Origin of the sequence: Pseudomonas parafulva NBRC 16636 = DSM 17004 (assembly GCF_000730645.1) — a bacterium.
GTDB classification, from domain to species: Bacteria; Pseudomonadota; Gammaproteobacteria; order Pseudomonadales; family Pseudomonadaceae; genus Aquipseudomonas; species Aquipseudomonas parafulva.
Genome location: NZ_BBIU01000005.1, coordinates 277,913 through 296,872 on the forward strand (window position 1 = coordinate 277,913; position 18,960 = coordinate 296,872).

General features: G+C 64.1%; 9 protein-coding genes. 3 read left to right on the forward strand and 6 right to left on the reverse strand.

The genetic code is table 11. The features are described from left to right. Positions 1-41: 41 nt before the first annotated feature. From PPA02S_RS04150 to glgB, 3 genes are read left to right on the forward strand one after another with little or no spacing between them, the layout of a single operon-like run. Complete coding sequence (locus tag PPA02S_RS04150) at positions 42-2,057, forward strand: alpha-1,4-glucan--maltose-1-phosphate maltosyltransferase (RefSeq protein ID WP_028632309.1); 2,016 nt, start codon at positions 42-44, stop codon at positions 2,055-2,057. A gap of 19 nt (positions 2,058-2,076) precedes the next feature. Then, on the forward strand, positions 2,077-5,397 hold the full coding sequence (treS, locus tag PPA02S_RS04155; RefSeq protein WP_028632310.1) for a maltose alpha-D-glucosyltransferase: 3,321 nt from the start codon (positions 2,077-2,079) through the stop codon (positions 5,395-5,397). After that, complete coding sequence (gene glgB / locus PPA02S_RS04160) at positions 5,394-7,607, forward strand: 1,4-alpha-glucan branching protein GlgB (RefSeq protein ID WP_028632311.1); 2,214 nt, start codon at positions 5,394-5,396, stop codon at positions 7,605-7,607. The genes treS and glgB overlap by 4 nt, the downstream gene beginning before the upstream one ends. 111 nt (positions 7,608-7,718) lie before the next feature. Here the strand turns inward: glgB and glgX are convergent, their stop codons facing one another. The 6 genes from glgX to glgA all read right to left on the reverse strand — a co-directional run bounded on the left by glgX (position 7,719) and on the right by glgA (position 18,494). Further along, the gene (gene glgX / locus PPA02S_RS04165; RefSeq protein WP_028632312.1) at positions 7,719-9,872 is read right to left on the reverse strand and encodes a glycogen debranching protein GlgX; all 2,154 of its coding nucleotides are present in this window, start codon (positions 9,870-9,872) and stop codon (positions 7,719-7,721) included. Positions 9,873-9,999: 127 nt separating this feature from the next. Beyond that, a complete protein-coding gene (locus PPA02S_RS04170) occupies positions 10,000-10,320 on the reverse strand; it encodes a DUF2934 domain-containing protein (protein WP_033727916.1) in 321 nt (106 codons plus the stop codon). Between the two features lie 17 nt (positions 10,321-10,337). Further along, positions 10,338-13,112, reverse strand: a complete 2,775-nt coding sequence (locus PPA02S_RS04175; RefSeq protein ID WP_028632313.1) for a malto-oligosyltrehalose synthase — start codon at positions 13,110-13,112, stop codon at positions 10,338-10,340. Continuing rightward, positions 13,109-15,178: a 4-alpha-glucanotransferase gene (malQ, locus tag PPA02S_RS04180; RefSeq protein WP_028632314.1), complete on the reverse strand. Its 2,070-nt coding sequence runs from the start codon at positions 15,176-15,178 to the stop codon at positions 13,109-13,111. The genes PPA02S_RS04175 and malQ overlap by 4 nt, the downstream gene beginning before the upstream one ends. After that, entirely contained in the window at positions 15,175-16,917 is a 1,743-nt protein-coding gene (treZ, locus tag PPA02S_RS04185) for a malto-oligosyltrehalose trehalohydrolase (RefSeq protein WP_028632315.1), read from the reverse strand. Before treZ ends, malQ begins: the two co-directional genes overlap by 4 nt. Before the next feature lie 14 nt (positions 16,918-16,931). Next, complete coding sequence (glgA, locus tag PPA02S_RS04190; protein WP_028632316.1) at positions 16,932-18,494, reverse strand: glycogen synthase GlgA; 1,563 nt, start codon at positions 18,492-18,494, stop codon at positions 16,932-16,934. Positions 18,495-18,960 lie beyond the last annotated feature (466 nt).

Below are 18,960 nucleotides of genomic sequence, written 5' to 3' on the forward strand. Positions count from 1 at the left end.
TCTGAACCCTTACCGCCAACAGCCCAGGGGAGCAAGGCCTGATGTCTTTGAATGAGCCCTTCGAAAGCGTGTCCACGGCCGATCAACCACACGACCAGGGCATCAGCTTGTCCCAGGCGTTGATGGCCCCGCGTATCGCCATCGAGGCGACCCAGCCGGTGCTTGATGGCGGCGCATTTGCCGCCAAGGCCATCAGCAACCAGCCCGTTGCGGTCAGCAGCAAGGTGTTCACTGACGGCCACGACCGCATGGCGGTGGTGCTGAACTGGCGCCAGGCAGGCAGCCGACGCATCCACAGCGTGCCCATGACATCCCCTGGCAACGACCTGTGGCTGGCAGAATTCACCCCCACTGAAATCGGCCCGCATGTGTTCACCATCGAGGCCTGGATAGACCCGTACGCCACCTTTTGCTACGACCTCGAGAAAAAATTCAATGCAGCTGTCGGCATCAAGCTGGAGCTTGAAGAGGGCAGGTTACTGCTGGGCAAAGGCATCGAGCTGAGCACGGGTGCGCTGCGCGAGCAGTTGCAAGCGTTGCAGGGCCGGTTGCCAGGGTTGCCGGAGGACGAACAGGTGGCACTGCTGCTGGGTGACGAGGCCACCCAGCTGATGGCCGCTGCCGAGCACCGCAGCTACCTCACCCGCAGCTGTGAATACCCGCTGGACGTGGACCGCCCGGCAGCGCAGTTCGCCAGCTGGTATGAGCTGTTCCCGCGGTCGATCACCGACGACCCGGAGCGCCACGGCACGTTCGACGATGTGCATCAGCGGTTGCCGATGATCCGCGACATGGGCTTCGATGTGCTGTATTTCCCGCCCATTCACCCCATCGGCAAACAGCACCGCAAAGGTCGTAACAACTCGCTGCAAGCGCTGCCCGGCGACCCTGGCAGCCCGTATGCCATTGGCAGCCCGGACGGTGGCCACGAGGCTATCCACCCGCAACTGGGTACCCGTGAAGACTTCCGCAGGCTGGTTTCGGCGGCTGCCCAGCACGGCCTGGAAATCGCCCTGGACTTTGCCATCCAGTGCTCCCAGGACCACCCGTGGCTCACCCAACATCCCGGCTGGTTCAGCTGGCGCCCCGACGGCACCATCCGCTATGCGGAAAACCCTCCGAAGAAATACCAGGATATCGTCAACGTCGACTTCTACGCGCCCGACGCCGTGCCTGGCCTTTGGACGGCGTTGCGCGATGTAATCATCGGCTGGGTGGAAGAGGGCGTGAAAACCTTCCGCGTCGATAACCCCCACACCAAGCCCCTGCCGTTCTGGCAGTGGCTGATCGCCGATGTGCGGCGACAATACCCGGACGTGCTGTTCCTGGCCGAAGCGTTCACCAAGCCGGCCATGATGGCGCGGCTGGGCAAGGTGGGGTATGCCCAGAGCTACACCTATTTCACCTGGCGCAACACCAAGGAAGAACTGCGCGAATACTTCGAAGAGCTCAACCAGCCGCCATGGAGCCAGTGCTACCGGCCCAACTTCTTCGTCAATACGCCGGACATCAACCCGTTTTTCCTGCAGCAGAACGGCAGGGCGGGGTTCCTTATCCGCGCAGCGTTGGCGACCATGGGCTCGGGGCTGTGGGGCATGTATTCGGGTTTTGAGCTGTGCGAAGCTGCCGGCTTGCCAGGCAAGGAGGAATACCTGGATTCCGAGAAGTACCAGATTCGCCCGCGGGACTTCAGCCAGCCTGGCAATATCATCCCGGAAATCGCCCGGCTGAACCGCATTCGCCGGCAGAACCCGGCGTTGCAAACCCACCTGGGTGTGGCGTTCTTCAATTGCTGGAACGACAACATCCTGTACTTCGCCAAGCGCACACCCCAGCGCGACAACTATATTCTGGTCGCCATCAGCCTGGACCCGCACAACGTCCAGGAGGCGCATTTCGAGCTGCCACTTTGGGAGCTGGGCCTGGGCGACGATGCAGAAACCCACGGCGAAGACCTGATGAATGGCCACCGCTGGTCGTGGTACGGCAAAACCCAGTGGATGCGCATCGACCCTTCGCATCAGCCGTTCGGTATCTGGCGCATCAGCAAAGCCTGATCAGGGACAGGAGCCGCACATGGCCAAGCGTGCACGCCCGCAAGCGTTCATCGATGATCCGCTGTGGTACAAGGACGCGGTCATCTACCAGTTGCACATCAAGTCGTTCTTCGACGCCAACAATGATGGCATCGGTGATTTCGCCGGCTTGATCGGCAAGCTCGACTACATAGCCGACCTAGGGGTCAACACCCTCTGGCTGTTGCCGTTCTACCCCTCGCCGCGGCGGGACGATGGCTACGATATCGCCGAGTACAAGGCGGTGCACCCGGATTACGGCACCTTGGCTGACGCCCGGCGGTTCATCGCCGAGGCCCACAAGCGCGGCTTGCGGGTGATCACCGAACTGGTGATCAACCACACCAGCGACCAGCACCCGTGGTTTCAGCGGGCCCGGCATGCCAAGCGCGGCAGCAAGGCGCGGGACTTCTACGTGTGGTCGGATGACGAGCACAAGTACGACGGCACCCGCATCATCTTTCTCGATACCGAAAAATCCAACTGGACCTGGGACCCTGTGGCCGGCCAGTACTTCTGGCACCGCTTCTACTCGCACCAGCCCGACCTGAATTTCGACAACCCGCAGGTGATGAAGGCGGTCATCGGGGTAATGCGCTTCTGGCTGGACATGGGCGTAGACGGCCTGCGCCTGGACGCCATCCCGTACCTGATTGAGCGCGACGGCACCAACAACGAAAACCTGCCGGAAACCCATGCTGTTCTGAAGGCGATCCGTGCCGAGATCGATGCCAATTACCCCGACCGCATGCTGCTGGCCGAGGCCAACCAATGGCCGGAGGACACGCGGCCCTACTTTGGCGAGGGTGAAGGCGACGAATGCCACATGGCGTTCCACTTTCCGCTGATGCCACGCATGTACATGGCGCTGGCCATGGAAGACCGTTTTCCGATCACCGATATTTTGCGCCAGACGCCGGAAATCCCCGCCAACTGCCAATGGGCAATCTTCCTGCGCAATCACGATGAGCTGACGCTGGAGATGGTCACCGACCGCGAGCGGGACTACCTGTGGAATTACTACGCTGAAGACCGGCGAGCGCGTATAAACCTGGGTATCCGGCGCCGCCTGGCGCCGTTGCTGCAGCGCGACCGCCGGCGTATCGAGCTGCTCACCAGCCTGCTGTTGTCGATGCCGGGTACACCCACGCTGTATTACGGCGACGAGCTGGGCATGGGCGACAACATCTACCTGGGTGACCGTGACGGCGTGCGTACGCCCATGCAGTGGTCGCCCGACCGCAACGGCGGCTTCTCCCGCGCCGACCCCCAGCGCCTGGTGCTGCCACCGATCATGGACCCTCTGTACGGTTACCAGACGGTGAACGTGGAAGCCCAGAGCCACGACCCGCATTCGCTGTTGAACTGGACGCGCCGCATGCTGGCCGTGCGCAAGCAACAGAGGGCGTTTGGCCGCGGCAGCATCCGCACCCTCACGCCCAGCAACCGGCGCATTCTCGCGTACATCCGTGAATACACCGACGCCGATGGCACTGCCGAAGTGGTGCTGTGTGTGGCCAACGTATCCCGCGCCGCCCAGGCGGCCGAGCTTGAGCTGGCCCAGTACGCGGGCATGGTGCCGGTGGAGATGCTGGGCGGTAGCGCGTTCCCGCCCATCGGCCAGTTGCCGTTTCTGCTCACCCTGCCGCCTTATGGCTTTTATTGGTTCCTGCTGGCCTCCCACGACCGCATGCCCAGCTGGCACATACAGCCCACCGAGGGGTTACCCGAATTGACTACTTTAGTGCTGCGCCAACGCATGGAGGAGCTGCTCGAGGCCCCCTCCCGCGACACCCTGCAAACGTCGATCCTGCCCCAGTACCTGCCTAAGCGGCGTTGGTTCGCCGGCAAGGAAGGGCCCATCGATGCTATTTGCCTGAGCTACGGCATACGCCTGGCGAACGCCAGCGTGCCGGTGCTGCTGAGTGAAATCGAGGTAGACAGCGATGGCGTCACCCACCGCTACCAGTTGCCGTTCGGCCTGCTGCCCGAAGACCAGATCAACAGCGCACTGCCCCAGCAACTGGCGCTGTCACGGGTACGCCGTGCCCATCAGGTGGGGCTGATCACCGACGCGTTCGTGTTGGAGCCGTTCATCCGCGCAGTGCTCAAAGCCTGCGCAGACGGCGTGCGCCTACCCTGCGGCAGCGGCCAGGGGGAGCTGCGCTTCGAGCACACCCAGCAACTGGCCGGCCTTGGCCTGAACGATGAAAGCCCGGTGCGCTACCTCAGTGCCGAGCAGTCCAACAGCTCGGTGGTGGTGGGGGATTCAGTGGTGCTCAAACTGATCCGGCGGGTCAATGCCGGCATCCACCCCGAGCTGGAAATGAGCGCCTACCTCACCGCTGCAGGCTTCGCCAACATCTCCCCGTTGCTGGCATGGGTAAGCCGGGTGGACGAGCAGGGCGCGCCGCATTTGCTGATGATTGCCCAGGGCTACCTCAGCAACCAAGGCGATGCCTGGGCCTGGACCCAGAACACGCTGGAGCGCGCCATTCGCGACCAGATGCAGCCCACCAGTAACGAGGCCGACTCGCACACCGACGCGCTGACCGAACTCAGTGGCTTCGCTGCGCTGCTTGGCCAACGCCTGGGCGAAATGCACCTGCTGCTGGCCGCCCAAACGTCGGATGAAGCCTTCTCCCCACGCCCCAGCGACGGGCAGGACAGCGCACGCTGGAGCACGCAGATAAGCGCCGAGCTGACCCACGCGCTGGACCTGCTGGCCCAGCACCGCGACAAGCTGGACAGCGACAGCCAAGCCTTGGTGGACGACCTGCAACAGCAGCGTGACGGGCTGGCCCAGCATATTCAGGCGCTCACGCAAAAGGCCCAGGGCGGCCTGCTGATGCGCGTGCACGGGGACCTGCACCTGGGCCAGGTACTGGTGGTGCAAGGTGACGCCTACCTGATCGACTTCGAGGGTGAACCGTCCCGGCCACTGGAAGAACGCCGTGCCAAGCACAGCCCGTACAAGGACGTGAGCGGCGTGTTGCGATCCTTCGACTATGCTGCTGCGATGATCTTGCGCAGCGCCTCTGGCGTGGACCTTTCCGACGCGGCGCGGCAGGCCCGGCAGCGCGTAGCACGGCACTACCTGCATCAGTCGCGGCATGCGTTTATCGAAGCCTATGGGCTGGCGACCGCAGCCATGCCCCATGCCTGGGAACAGGCTGACGGCGAGCGTGCCGCGCTGGAGCTGTTCTGCCTGGAAAAAGCTGCCTACGAAATAACTTATGAAGCCGAGAACCGTCCAAGCTGGCTGGCCGTGCCTTTGCATGGTCTGCATGGACTGATCAGTACCTGGGGAGAGTCAGAATGAACGTTTCAACGCGTGATAACGGTGGCCTTCGGCAACGGGACCTGGATGCCCTTGCTCGCGCCGAGCACGCCGACCCTTTTGCGGTACTTGGGCCTCACGGCGATGCACAAGGCGGGCTGACCGTGCGGGCCTACCTGCCCGACGCGCTCAGCGCCCGTGTGGTGGCGCGCGAGGGCGGCCAGGTGCTGGCCGAAATGGTGCAAGGTTCGCTGCCTGGCCTGTTCACCGCGCACCTCGAAAAGGCACAGCCCTACCAGTTGCAGATCGGCTGGGCCGGCGGCGAGCAGGTCACTGAAGACCCCTACAGCTTTGGCCCGCAACTGGGCGAGATGGATTTGCACCTGTTCGCCGAGGGCAACCACCGCGACCTCGCCGGGCGCTTCGGTGCCCAGCCCACCCAGGTGGACGGGGTAGACGGCGTCAACTTCTCGGTGTGGGCGCCCAATGCCCGGCGTGTGTCCGTGGTGGGCGACTTCAATAACTGGGACGGGCGCCGCCACCTGATGCGGCTGCGTCACGAGGCCGGCGTGTGGGAGTTGTTCATCCCGCGCCTGGGTGTGGGCGAAACGTACAAGTTCGAAGTGTTGGGCAAGGGCGGCATCCTGCCGCTCAAGGCCGACCCGCTGGCGCGCGCCACGCAATTGCCACCGAGCACGGCGTCCAAGGTGGCAGGGCCGTTGGGCCATGCGTGGGGCGACCAGCAGTGGATGGACGAGCGCGCCCAGCGCCATGCCTACAGCGCGCCGCTGTCCATCTATGAACTGCACCCCGGTTCATGGCGCTGCGAGATGAACGAGGCGGGTGAGGTAGGCCGCTACTACAACTGGCGCGAGCTGGCCGACCGCCTGGTGCCCTATGTGCAGCAGTTGGGTTTTACCCACATCGAGCTGCTGCCGATCATGGAACACCCGTTTGGCGGGTCCTGGGGCTATCAGCCGCTGTCCATGTTCGCGCCCACCTCCCGGTATGGCACGGCTGAAGATTTTGCCGCGTTCATCGATGCCTGCCACCAGGCCAGCATCGGCGTGATTCTGGATTGGGTGCCTGCGCATTTCCCCACCGACGAACATGGCTTGGCCCGCTTCGATGGCACGGCGCTGTACGAGTACGACAACCCGCTGGAAGGCTACCACCAGGACTGGAACACCCTCATCTACAACCTGGGGCGCAACGAAGTGCGCGGCTTCATGATGGCGTCGGCCTTGCATTGGCTGAAGCACTTCCATATCGACGGCCTGCGGGTGGATGCCGTGGCGTCGATGCTGTACCGCGACTATTCGCGCAAGGCGGGGGAGTGGGTGCCCAACCGTCATGGCGGGCGTGAGAACCTGGAGGCCATCGACTTCATCCGCCACCTCAATGGTGTGGCGGCCCATGAAGCGCCCGGCGCGTTGATCATCGCCGAAGAATCCACTGCCTGGCCTGGGGTTAGCCAGCCGATCGAACAAGGCGGCTTGGGCTTCGGTTACAAGTGGAACATGGGCTGGATGCATGACACGTTGCATTACATCCAGAACGACCCGGTCCACCGCGCCCACCACCACAACGAAATGAGCTTCGGGTTGGTGTATGCCTATTCCGAGCATTTTGTGCTGCCGATCTCCCATGACGAAGTGGTGCACGGCAAGCGGTCGCTGATCGACAAGATGCCGGGTGACCGTTGGCAGAAGTTCGCCAACCTGCGCGCCTACCTGACCTACATGTGGGTACACCCGGGCAAGAAGCTGCTGTTCATGGGCTGTGAGTTTGGCCAGTGGCGGGAGTGGAACCACGATGCCGAGCTGGACTGGTACCTGCTGCAGTACCCGGAGCACCAGGGGGTGCAGCGCCTTGTCAGCGACCTTAACCGCCTGTACCGCGAGGTGCCGGCGCTGCACGAGCAGGATTGCCAGCCGCAGGGCTTCCAGTGGTTGATCGGTGATGACGCGCAGAACAGCGTGTTTGCCTGGTTACGCTGGAGCAGTGACGGGGAGCCCGTGTTGGTGGTAGCCAACTTCACGCCAGTGCCGCGTGAGGGTTACCGCGTTGGCGTGCCGTTCGGCGAGCGTTGGCAGGAGCTGTTGAACAGTGATGCCGAGACCTATGCGGGTTCGAACATAGGCAACATGGGGGCGGTGGAGAGTGTAGAAACGCCTAGCCACGGGCAACCCCTGTCGCTGGCGCTGAACTTGCCGCCATTGGGGGTGTTGATCATGAGGCCTGCTCGGTAGGTGCAGGTTATTCAGGTTTGGGCCGGGAGGTGATAGCCGTGGCGTATGCGGCGCTTGGTTTCCCAAGCACCGCATCCGCCACGGCGAACCCCCCCCAGCCGCGACCAGGCCTTACTCCTCTTCGCGCTCCAACACCATCAACACCACCGAACGCCCTGTCACATCGAACGTGCTGTCGAATTCCAGCTGCTGCGCTTTACGCAGCTCCGGCCGGTCGGTGTCGATCACGCAACCCCAGTGGTTGCCCTCAGGTACGGTCGGCAATTTGAACTGCACGGTGTCATGGTGCGCGTTGACGATCAGCAGCACCGTCGCCTCGGCACCCGGCCGTGCAATGCCGCTGACCTGGGCACGGCCGTCGATCAGCATGCCCAGGCAACGGCCATTCGGGTCTTCCCACTGCTCCACGCTCATCTCGTTGCCGTCCGGCGCCAGCCAGGTGACGTCCTTCACCCCAATGGCCTCGTTGTAATCACCGACCAGGAAGCTCGAGCGGCGTAGCACGGGGTATTTAAGGCGCAGGCGGGTCAGGCGGCGGACGAACGTCAGCAGGGCCTGGCCCTCGTCATCCAGGTCCCAGTTCACCCAGCCAATCTCGCTGTCCTGGCAATAGGCATTGTTGTTGCCATGCTGGGTGCGGCTGAACTCGTCCCCCGCCACGATCATCGGCGTGCCTTGGGCGAACAGCAGGGTGGCGAAGAAGTTGCGCATCTGGCGCATGCGCAGGGCGTTGATTTCCGGGTCCTCGGTAGGGCCCTCGGCGCCGCAGTTCCACGACACGTTGTTGCTGGTGCCGTCCTGGTTGTTCTCGTCGTTGTCTTCGTTGTGCTTCTCGTTATACGACACCAGGTCGCGCAGGGTGAAACCGTCGTGGGCGGTGATGAAGTTCACCGACGAGTACGGCCTGCGCCCCCGGTTGTTGAACAGGTCGCCAGAGCCCGTCATGCGCGCTGCAAAGTCTGCCAACTGCCCCTCGTCACCTTTCCAGAAGGCCCGCACCGTGTCACGGAACTTGTCGTTCCATTCTGCCCAGCCCGGCGCGAAGTTACCCACCTGGTAGCCCCCAGGGCCGCAGTCCCAGGGCTCGGCAATCAGCTTCACCTGGCGCAGCAATGGGTCCTGGCGGCAAGCTACCAGGAAGCTGTGGCGTTCGCTGTAGCCGTCGTGGTAGCGGCCCAGAATGGTCGCCAGGTCGAAGCGGAAGCCGTCGACGTGCATCTCGCCTGCCCAGTAGCGCAGCGAATCGGTGACCAGCTGCAGCACGCAGGAATGGCTCAGGTCCAGGGTGTTGCCAGTGCCGGAATCGTTGATGTAGTAACGCTTGTTGTCCGGCATCAGGCGGTAGTACGAGGCGTTGTCGATGCCGCGCATCGACAGCGTGGGGCCCATCTCGTTGCCTTCGGCGGTGTGGTTGTACACCACATCCAGAATCAGCTCCAAGCCGGCATCATGCAGGTGCGCGACCATTTCCTTGAATTCGGCGATCTTGCCACTGGCCAGGTACGCCGGGTGCGGGGCGAAAAAGGCGATGCTGTTGTAGCCCCAGTAGTTGTTCAGGCCTTTCTGCAGCAGGTGCTGGTCGTTGACGAAGGCATGAATGGGCAGCAGTTCGATGCTGGAAACGCCCAGGTCCTTGATGTGTTTGAGCAGCTCGTCATTGGCAAGGCCGGCGAAGGTGCCGCGCAGCTTCTCGGGCACTGCCGGGTGGCGCATGCTGATGCCCTTGGCGTGGGCCTCGTAGACGATGGTGCGGTCCCACGGGGTTTGCACGCGCTGGTCACGGCCCCAGGTGAAGGCCGGGTCGATTACCTTGCACTTGGGCACGAAGGGGGCACTGTCACGCTCATCGAACGACAGGTCGCCATCGGGGTGGCCGATGGTGTAGCCGAACAAGGCTTCGGACCATTTCAGTTCGCCCACCAGCTGCTTGGCGTAGGGGTCGATCAGCAGCTTGTTGGGGTTGAAGCGGTGACCGTTTTCCGGCTCGTAGGGGCCGTGTACGCGGTAGCCGTAAACCAGCCCAGGGTGAGCGTCGGGCAGGTAGCCGTGGTAGATCTCGTCGGTGTATTCCGGCAACTCGATGCGCTCGAGTTCCTTCTCGCCAGAGGCGTCAAAAATACACAGTTCAACCTTGGTGGCATTGGCCGAGAAGATGGCGAAGTTGACGCCAAGGCCATCCCAGTTGGCGCCGAGGGGGAACGGTAAGCCTTCGCGAATGCGCGATGGTGCAACGGAGCGGGTTTTCTTTGGGGTGCGCGGGCTCATGGCAATCCTCGAATGGCCGTATAGGGCTGGATAGTGTGGGTATTGCTACGCCTCTGCCGCCGACAGGCCTGGTTCACGAATCGCTCGTGGTCAGTGGCTGCCTGCCAGCGGCAGAACCGTTGAAGGCTCAGCTCGCGGTGGGTTTTTTCACCGCGCGAGGTTTTTTGGCAGCGGCAGGCTTGTCGCCTGCAGGCAGCGCTGCAACCTTGGGGTCGGCCGGTGGTTTGGGCGCCGCAGCTGCCTTGGGCTTGGCAGCGGGTTTGTCCCCGGGTTTGGCCTTGGGTGCAGGCTTGGCCTTGCCCTTGGCTTTCGCATCGGGGGCCAGGGCCTCCGCTTCGGCCAACTTGCGCGCCATTTCCCAATGGCGTTCTTCGTGGCCTTCCGGTTTCCCCTCCGACTCCCAGATCTGGTAGGCAAATTCGCGTATCCGCTTATCGTTGACACTCATCGTGACGCTCCTGAATGCTAGTTGTGTTCGATCAACACGTTGACCGGAAACTCGGAAAGTACGGCGCTTAACTTCAACTCTCTTACAGGGCTGACAACGCTTGCACCGAAAAGTCCAGTCGAGTTGGCAGGGGAAAAGGCAAACGGCAGAATTACCCGCGTATCGTCCCAATTCTGAGCTGGGATCAGGGGCGTCGCAGCCGCGCCCAGCAGCGAGCTGGCCAGGCGTGGGGCAACAATCACCGCCCGTTCGCTGTCCCCCAGGCGGGCGAATGCCACAACCTTGTCAGCGTGCTTGCCTTGCACGGCAAGGGGCAGGTAGGCCCCACGGCGGAACAGCTCAGGGTGGGCCATGCGGCAGTCGAGCACACGCGCAACCAATGCCTGTTTGACCCGTGCGTCCTGCCAGTTAGCCAGCAGCTCGGGCAGCGGCGCATTGTCGGTCAGCGAGGCGCGCCGCGCCGGGTAATCCACCGGCCTGCGGTTGTCTGGGTCGACCAGGCTGAAATCCCAGTACTCGTTGCCCTGGTACAGGTCGGGCACACCAGGCACGGTCATGCGCATCAGGGCCTGCACCAGGCTGTTGAGCGCGCCGGGGCAACTGATCAACTGCGCGGCATCCGCCACGGACTTGCGCAACTGCAGGTGGTCGTCGTTCAGCAGCAAGCCATCCAGATAGCGTACGCAGCTGGCTTCATAGGCTTCGTTGGGTGCGTTCCAGCTGCTGCGCAGCTTGGCCTCGCGCAGGGCCTTCTGCTGCCATTGGCGAACCCGTTCGGCGTACTGCTCCAGGCCTTGGTGGTCATCTACATCCAGGCCTAGGGGCCAGGTGCCCAGCAGGGTTTGCAGCAGCATGTACTCGTCGCCGGGGCTGGGGGCCACGCCGTCGTCCAGCGGCTCACGCAGCGGCTCGGCCAGCTCGCGCCAGTGCTCCAGGCGGCTGGCGAGCCAGGGCGCACGTTCGCTGAGCACCGCCAGGCGGGCACGGGTATCCTCGCCGCGCTTGTGGTCGTGGGTGGCAGTGGCCAGCAGGTTATCGGGGAAGTCCCGCAAGCGCCGCTGCGCCTCATTGTGGAAGTCGTCCAGTGGTGCGCCAAAGCGCTCGGCTTCAAAGCCCACATCGTTGCGCGACAGCAGGCGTGCGCTGCGGTAGAAGGCGGTGTCCTCCACGGCCTTGGCGGCGCTGGGGGCAGTCAGTTGCTGGAAGCGTACACAGGCATGGCGCAGTTGCTTGCGTGCCCGCCCTGGCGGCAGCTGGCGCCAGCCTTCGCCACCCAGCCACTTCTCCATTTGCTCCAGCAAGGGCCAGTCTGCCTCGCTGAGGTCTTGCCGGGCGCCTTCCAGAGCCTGCTGGAAAAAGCCCTCGTCCTCAGCCGGCCTGCCGCAGGCGTTGAAGTAGGTGCGGTACACCGGGTATTGCGCCACCAGTGCTTGCAACGCTCGGCGGATAGCGCCCAGGGACAGGTCGCGGGTCATCAGGTCGTTGCGCGCCACCTGCAACAATGCCTGGGCCACCGACTCGCAGTCACCAGCCAGGCTGGCGTTGAGCACCAGGTGCCGCGCCAGGCGGATTTCTTCGGCGTAATCCGGGCGCTCGCTCACATTCGCCCACAGTTCCGTCAGCGGCGCTTCGCCGGCGGGGTCGTGCTGCAACAGCGACACCTGGTTCATGAATTCGTAGCCGGTGGTGCCGTCGGTGAGCCAGTCGCGATGCAGGTGCTCATCCACGCCCAGGATCTTCTCCACATAAATGGGGAAGTGCTCAAGCGACGCCTGCGGCGGGCGGCTGGCCATCAGGCTGGTGACGCGGCGGCGTAGCTTGCGGCAGTAGCCGCGTGGGTCGGCCAGGCCGTCGATGTGGTCGATGCGCAGGCCGTCCACCAAGCCGCGCTCGATCAGTTCGAACAGCTTGGCATGGGTGGCTTCGAACACCACCGAGCGTTCGACCCGCAGGCCGCCCAGTTCGTTGATGTCGAAGAAACGCCGCCAGTTGATGTCGTCCGCTGCCGTGCGCCAGCTGGCCAGGCGATAGGTCTGACGTTCCAGCAGCAGGTGCAGGCGCTTGAAGCCCGCTTCGCTGCGGCTGTCGAAGGCCACCAATGCCGACTCCAGATCGGCACCTTCGCGCACCAGGCGCGCCAATTCAGCTTGCAGGGGGAGGGCTTCCTCCACGGGTGCAGCCGAGTCACCCAAAGCGGTGAAGTGCTCAGCCAGGGCTGCCAGCGCCGGGTCCGGGCTTAGCGCCAGGATCCAGCCATAGTCCACCGGGCAAATCGGGAAGCGGTGCTCGTAATGGGCAATCTGGAGTACGCCGTTGGCCTTGTCGAATTCAAGCGGGATCTCGCCCTCTTTCAGGGCCACGCCGTAGTCGCTGCCCAGGAACGGCAGCAGCAACTGGCCAGCCAGCAATGGGTCGGCCGAGTGCCACTGGATATCGAAGAATTCGGCATAGGGGCTGCGCCGGCCCCAGGCCAGCAGGCTCTGCCACCACGGGTTGTCGGCCCCGCCCACGGCCATGTGGTTGGATACCGTGTCTACGATCAGCCCCATGCCGTGCTGGCGCAAAGCGGCCACCAGGCGCTCCAGGGCAGCCTCACCGCCCAGTTCCGGGTTTACCTGTGTAGGGTCGACCACGTCGTAGCCGTGCCGCGACCCGGCGCGGGCTTTCAGCAGGGGCGATGCGTACAGGTGGCTGATGCCCAGCTGGGCGAAGTAGGGCACCAGCGGCAGGGCGTGGTCGAGAGTGAAGTCGCTGTGAAATTGCAGGCGCAGCGTGGCGGTAAGCGGCTTCATCGGTCGCGCTCCCAGGCTTGCTCGCGGGCTTGGGCCAGCAGCTCCAGGCGCCGTGCGGCGTCTGCATCGTCCAGCATGCGGTCGGCGGGCAGGGCAAAGCGGCGGCGCCAGTTGGGGTGGCCATCGGTGGTGCCGGGCATGTTGGGCTGTTCGTCCAGGCCGAGCAGGTCTTCGAGCGGGACCAGTACCAAGGGTGCGCGGGTATGGCCTACATAACGGATAGCGGCATCGATCACGGCAGAGGTGTCCTCAAGCGGGCCATAGTTGGTTTCCAGCGTACGGCGCAGGCCGTCGTGTTCCTTCTGGCGGTCGGCGCGCCAGTGTTGCTCGGTGGCGGCATCGACCAGCCCCAGGCGGTGGCTCCAGTCGATATCGCGGTTCTGCAGCCAACCAGCCACGGGGGCGAGGTCGTGGGTGCCGGTGGTGGCCAGGGCGTCGTCGGGCCAGTCCATGATGGGTGTGAATTTGCCGGGCGAGGCTTGCTCGAACGGCAATACACGCATGCCCAACACATTCTTGGCCGCCAAGGCTTCGCGCAGCCCGTCCGGCACTGTGCCCAGGTCTTCTCCCAGGATGACCGCCTGGTTGCGCACCGACTCCAGCGCCAGCAGCCGCAGCAGGTCTTCCAGCGGGTAATTCAGGTAGGCACCTTCGCTGGGCTTGGCGCCACGGGGGATCACCCACAACCGGCGCAGGCCCATGACGTGGTCGATGCGCAGGCCGCCGGCGTTGGCCATGTTGGCCCTGAGCATTTCGATGAAGGCGCGGTAGCCGTTGCGCTTCAGGCCCTCGGGTGAGAACCCGCAAATGCCCCAGTCCTGGCCGGCGCGGTTGAGGATATCGGGCGGCGCGCCCACGGTGAGGTTGGCCAGCAATTCGTCTTGGCGGCTCCAGGCCTGGCTACCGGCGCCATCGGCCCCCACCGCCAGGTCTGCAATCAGCCCGATGCCCATGCCGTTGCCTGTGGCGGCCTGTTGAGCACGGCGCACGCTGCGCTCGGTCAGCCACTGGCAGAAGGCATGGAATTCCACGCTGGACGGGTAGCTTTCGGCAAGGCTCTGCACGCTCGGGTGATACGGGTCGCGCCACTCGGCTGGCCATTTGCGCCAGTCGGCGCCCAGGCCTTCATCCACCGCCTTGGCTTGCAGTACCTCGAAGCGGCAGTGATGTTCCAGCGCTTCCCCGGCGTCGTCGCGGAAGCTTTCGAAATCGGTGCGCAGGGGGTGGTCGCCCTGGCAAAAATCCTTGTACAGCGCACGCAGCAGCTGGAAGCGGAAGTCGGCTGCACGCGGCCAGTCCACCAGCGGTTCCTGCTCCAGCGCTTCGAGTGCCTGCTCAAGCCCACTGCTGACGATGGCCGTCCTTACAGCGCGCTCCCCCAGGATGGCGGCTGGGCTGGCGTACAGGGTGTTCAGCAGCAGGCGGCTGGAGGGTGAGTAGGGGCTGTAGTGCTCCTGCTCGAAGGCGGACAACGCGTGAATAGGGCTTATGGCCAGTGCGTCTGCGCCGCGCTCGGCGGCGCTGCGGGCCAGCTGTTCCAGGGCCAGGCAGTCGCCGTAGCCCCCGTCGCCGGGGCGGCGCAAGCTGTAGAGCTGCGCTGAAAGGCCCCAGCAGCGTGCGGGGGCTTCTTCGGCTACCTCGTGCAACGACAGGCAGCCGGCTGGTGCCACGGCCAGCGTGAACCCATGCCCCGACACCTCAAGCTGGTGGTAACCCACCGGCAGGGTGCCGGGCAGCCGGGCATGGGCGTCCAGCGCCAGTTCCGTCTGGTTGCCGTCCTCCAGCTCACAGCGCACTGCTGCGCCGCTGGCAAAATAGCGTGAGAGGTCGAGCGGCTCGCCTTGGTCTGCAGTCAACAACGGGGGCACATGGTCGGCATCGTCGCTGTGCTGGAGGTCTGCCAGGCTTTCGCGAACCTGCGCATCATCCGCCGCAGCATGGCCGAGCGCTTCAAGCACCTGGCGCAACACGTCATCACTGACTTGCTGCGGCTTGTTGTTGGCATCGACCCAGTCGCGTGCCAACCCGGCTGCGCTGGCCAGTTTATGGAGCAAGGTTTCGCTCATGGCGCCTCCTGGCCAGCGGGCAGCAAGGTGACCACGCAGCTGTAAGGGGAAAGGGTAGAGCCCGGGTGGGCCGTGTCGCCGCTGTCGAACAGGCAGGCACCGGCAGGCGGCGCATGCAACGTGAGCGGCTGCTCGGAGAGGTTGAGGTCGATGCGTAGCGTGCTGCCATCACCCAGCTGCCAACGGGCGCTGAGTGCCTTGTCTGCCAACACTTCTGCACCCAGAGCACGTGTACCAGGCAGGCGCGGCATCAACTGTTGCCTACGTACCGCCAGCAACTGCTGGTACAGCCCGTGCCAGCCCGCCAGCACATCCTGTGCATCGGGCCGCGAGTCATCGAAGGTCTGCCGGGCGTTGGGGTCGGGGATGCGCGCCCGTTGCTCCGGGTCGGCAAACGCGGCGAAGTGCTCGAACTCGCCCCGGCGGCCTTCGCGCACCGCGTCGGCCAACTCATCGTGGAAGTCGGTGAAGAACAGGAACGGTGCACGGCTGCCGTCATCATCGCCCATGAACAGCAGCGGAATCATCGGGCTCAGCAACAGCAAACCCGTGGCTGCCCGCAGCGCGGCAGGCGGTGCCAGGCGGGTGAGGCGCTCGCCCATCGCCCGGTTGCCGATCTGGTCGTGGTTCTGCAGGAACAGCACAAAGGCGCTGGGCTGTAGATGTCCGCTCGGCTCGCCGCGGGGTTGGCCATGGCGGTTGGGTTCGCCCTGGAAGACAAAGCCCTCACTCAGGCACCGGGCCAGCTTGTTGATCGGCTGGTGCTTGTAGTCTTCGTAATAGCCCTCGGTCTCGCCTGTGAGCAATACATGCAGCGCGTTGTGGCCGTCATCGTTCCACTGCGCATCAAAGCCTTGTTCCAGCAGAAACGCCTGGTTGTGCTCGTTCTCCAGCACCAGCCAAATCTGCCGGCCAGGCTCCACCGCCTCGCGCACGCGACGTGCCAGTTCAACCAGGAAGTCGGGCTGGTCGATGGCGTGCACGGCATCCAGGCGCAGCCCGTCGAAGCGGTAGTCGCACAGCCACATCAGGGCGTTCTGGATGAAGTACTCGCGCACTTCCGGGCGGCGGAAGTCAATGGCCGCGCCCCAAGGGGTCTGGCGGTCTTCCCGGAAGAAGGGGCCAGCGTAGGCATGCAGGAAGTTGCCGTCCGGGCCGAAGTGGTTGTACACAACGTCCAGCATCACCATCAGGCCATGGCCGTGGGCCTGGTCGATCAGGCTGCACAGCTGCTCGGGGGTGCCATAGGTGTGCTGCGCCGCGTAGGGCAGCACGCCATCGTAGCCCCAGTTGCGGGTGCCCGGGAACTCGCCAACGGGCATCAGTTCGATAGCGGTGATGCCGGTTGCGGCCATGCGTGGCAACTGGCGTGCCACGCCTTCATAGCCACCCAGTACGCCGACGTGCACCTCCTGAATGACTGCTTCATGCCAAGGCCGGCCCTGCCAGGTGTGTTGCCAGGCATGGCCAGCCAGATCCACCAGCTGGCTTGGGCCGTGAACGCCCTCAGGCTGAAAGCGCGATGCCGGGTCGGCCACTTGCAGCTTGCCGTCAATGCGATAGGTGTAGCGGTCCCCGGGCTTGGCAGATGCATCAACGCTAAACCAGCCGTCACCCTCTGCCTTTAATTCAACCCCAGGTTGTTGCTGCAATTCCAAGCTCACGCTGCGCGCGTCGGGTGCCCAGAGGGCGAAGCGCGCCGACGTGGCGTCCAGTGAGTGTGCGCCATGCCTGTGCATCTTCGACCCCTTTTTCAGTAATAAGCCAGGTGAGCCTGCTTGACCAGGTCCTCGTAAAGGCGCGCATAGGGTTCAACGGCTTGGCACCAGTTGAATGGCTGCGTCATCGACAGGCAGCGCATGGCGTTGAGCAGGTCCTTTTTCTGGTAGATGTAGAAGGCGCGGCTCAGCGCTTCGCGGTAGCTTTCGACGGTCGATTCATTGAACAGGAAGCCAGTGACACCGTTCTCGATGGTGTCGGCCAGGCCGCCGGTGTTACGGGCTACCGGCAGCGAGCCAAAGCGCTGGGCATACATCTGGCTCAGGCCGCAGGGCTCGTAGCGCGATGGCATGAGCAAGAAGTCGCTGCCGGCGAACATCCGCCGAGCATCGGTTTCGTTGAAGCCGATGCGTACTCCGATACGGCCAGGGTGGCGCAGGGCCAGCTCGCGCATGGCCTGCTCTTCTTCGGGCTCGCCGCGGCCGATGATCCCGATCTGGCCGCCTTGCTCGACAATGTATTCGGCAACACCCAAGGTCAGGTCCAGGCCTTTCTGGTAGACCAGGCGCGACACCACGGCAAACAACGGCCCTTCGGACGGTTCCAGTTCGAACAGTTCACGCACCGCCTCGGCGTTGCGCGCCTTGCCGTCCCAGTCATTGAGGCTGAAATTGTGCTGCAGGTAGGTGTCGGTGGCGGCATCCCAGCTGTCATCGATACCGTTGGGGATACCCCCCAGCAGCCCCTGCTGGGCCTTGCTGGCCAGGAAGCCATCCAGGCCGCAGCCAAACTCCGGCGTGGTGATCTCCTGGGCATAGGTGGCGCTGACGGTGGTGATGTGGCTGGAATAAGCCAGGCCTGCCTTGAGGAACGACAGCTTGCCGTAGAACTCCATGCCTTCCTGCTGCATGGCGTGGTCGGGGATCGCCAGTTCCGGGCTGCAGGCACGGCTGTACACGCCCTGGTAGGCCAGGTTGTGGATGGTGAACAGGGTAGGGGTGCTCAGGCCGCGCCAGTGCATGTAGGCAGGCGCCAAACCGGCAGGCCAGTCGTGGGCATGTACCAGCTCGGGCTTCCAGTGGATCATGCCTTCACCGGCCGCAATTTCGGCGGCGGCCAGGCCCAGGCGGGCGAAACGGATATGGTTGTCCGGCCAGTCGCGGCCGTTTTCGGCAGCGTACGGGGTACCGGGGCGCTGGTACAGCTCAGGGCAGATCAGCACATAGATCACCAATCCGTCGGGCAGGTCCATGCGCCCGATCTTGCAGGGGGGCAGGGCCGCGTGGCCGCCCAGTTCACCCACGATGTGAATGGGGTTGTCGCTGTCCATCACCTGGGTGTAGCCGGGGATCAGCACCCGTACATCATGCAGGTGCGCCAGGGCGCGGGGCAGGGCGGCGGAGACGTCACCCAGGCCGCCGGTCTTGACCAGGTCAGCGATTTCCGAAGTCACGAACAGCACCTTGCGCTTGTTCGGGTTGTTCTGGCGCTGGGCGCCGGGTGCCTTGCCTGCCGGGGGGAGCTCCGGGATGAGCGGTTCGCGATGGTCTGTGGTGAACAAGGTAGCTACATGAGGCTCGACAGCGGCACTGATCATTCTTTCTCTCCATCCCTAAGCTTGGCCGGGTGCTGATAACGCGGCCGTATTACGTATATGTGGTTCTCTCTGTTTCCGAATTCTGCTTACTGCGTTCCATGCCCCTGGGTCATGCGCACGAGCGCGGCTCAATCGGCATTCCGGCCGAAAGGCAAATGGACTGTCTGGGGTGGGTGGGCCGATTGGGCAGATTTCCCATTGCGTTGGCCTACTTATGTCCTGACCTGCCGGCTTTCGTGAAAGTTCGACTTATTTTCGTCACTTACACCCCCAGCAAAAGCTGGGCCGACAATCGAGTGTAGGGTAGAAAATGTGACAAATGTGACCCGCTGGTCACTATTGTCAGGCCCCGTGCCAGACGCAAACGTTGGCGCTTGCGCCGCCAGCGCAAGCGGGCCCGGGTGGGGCACATCCGAGGGCAAGCTGCGGGGCACTGACCATCATGGCTGCACTGTGATGGTGCGTG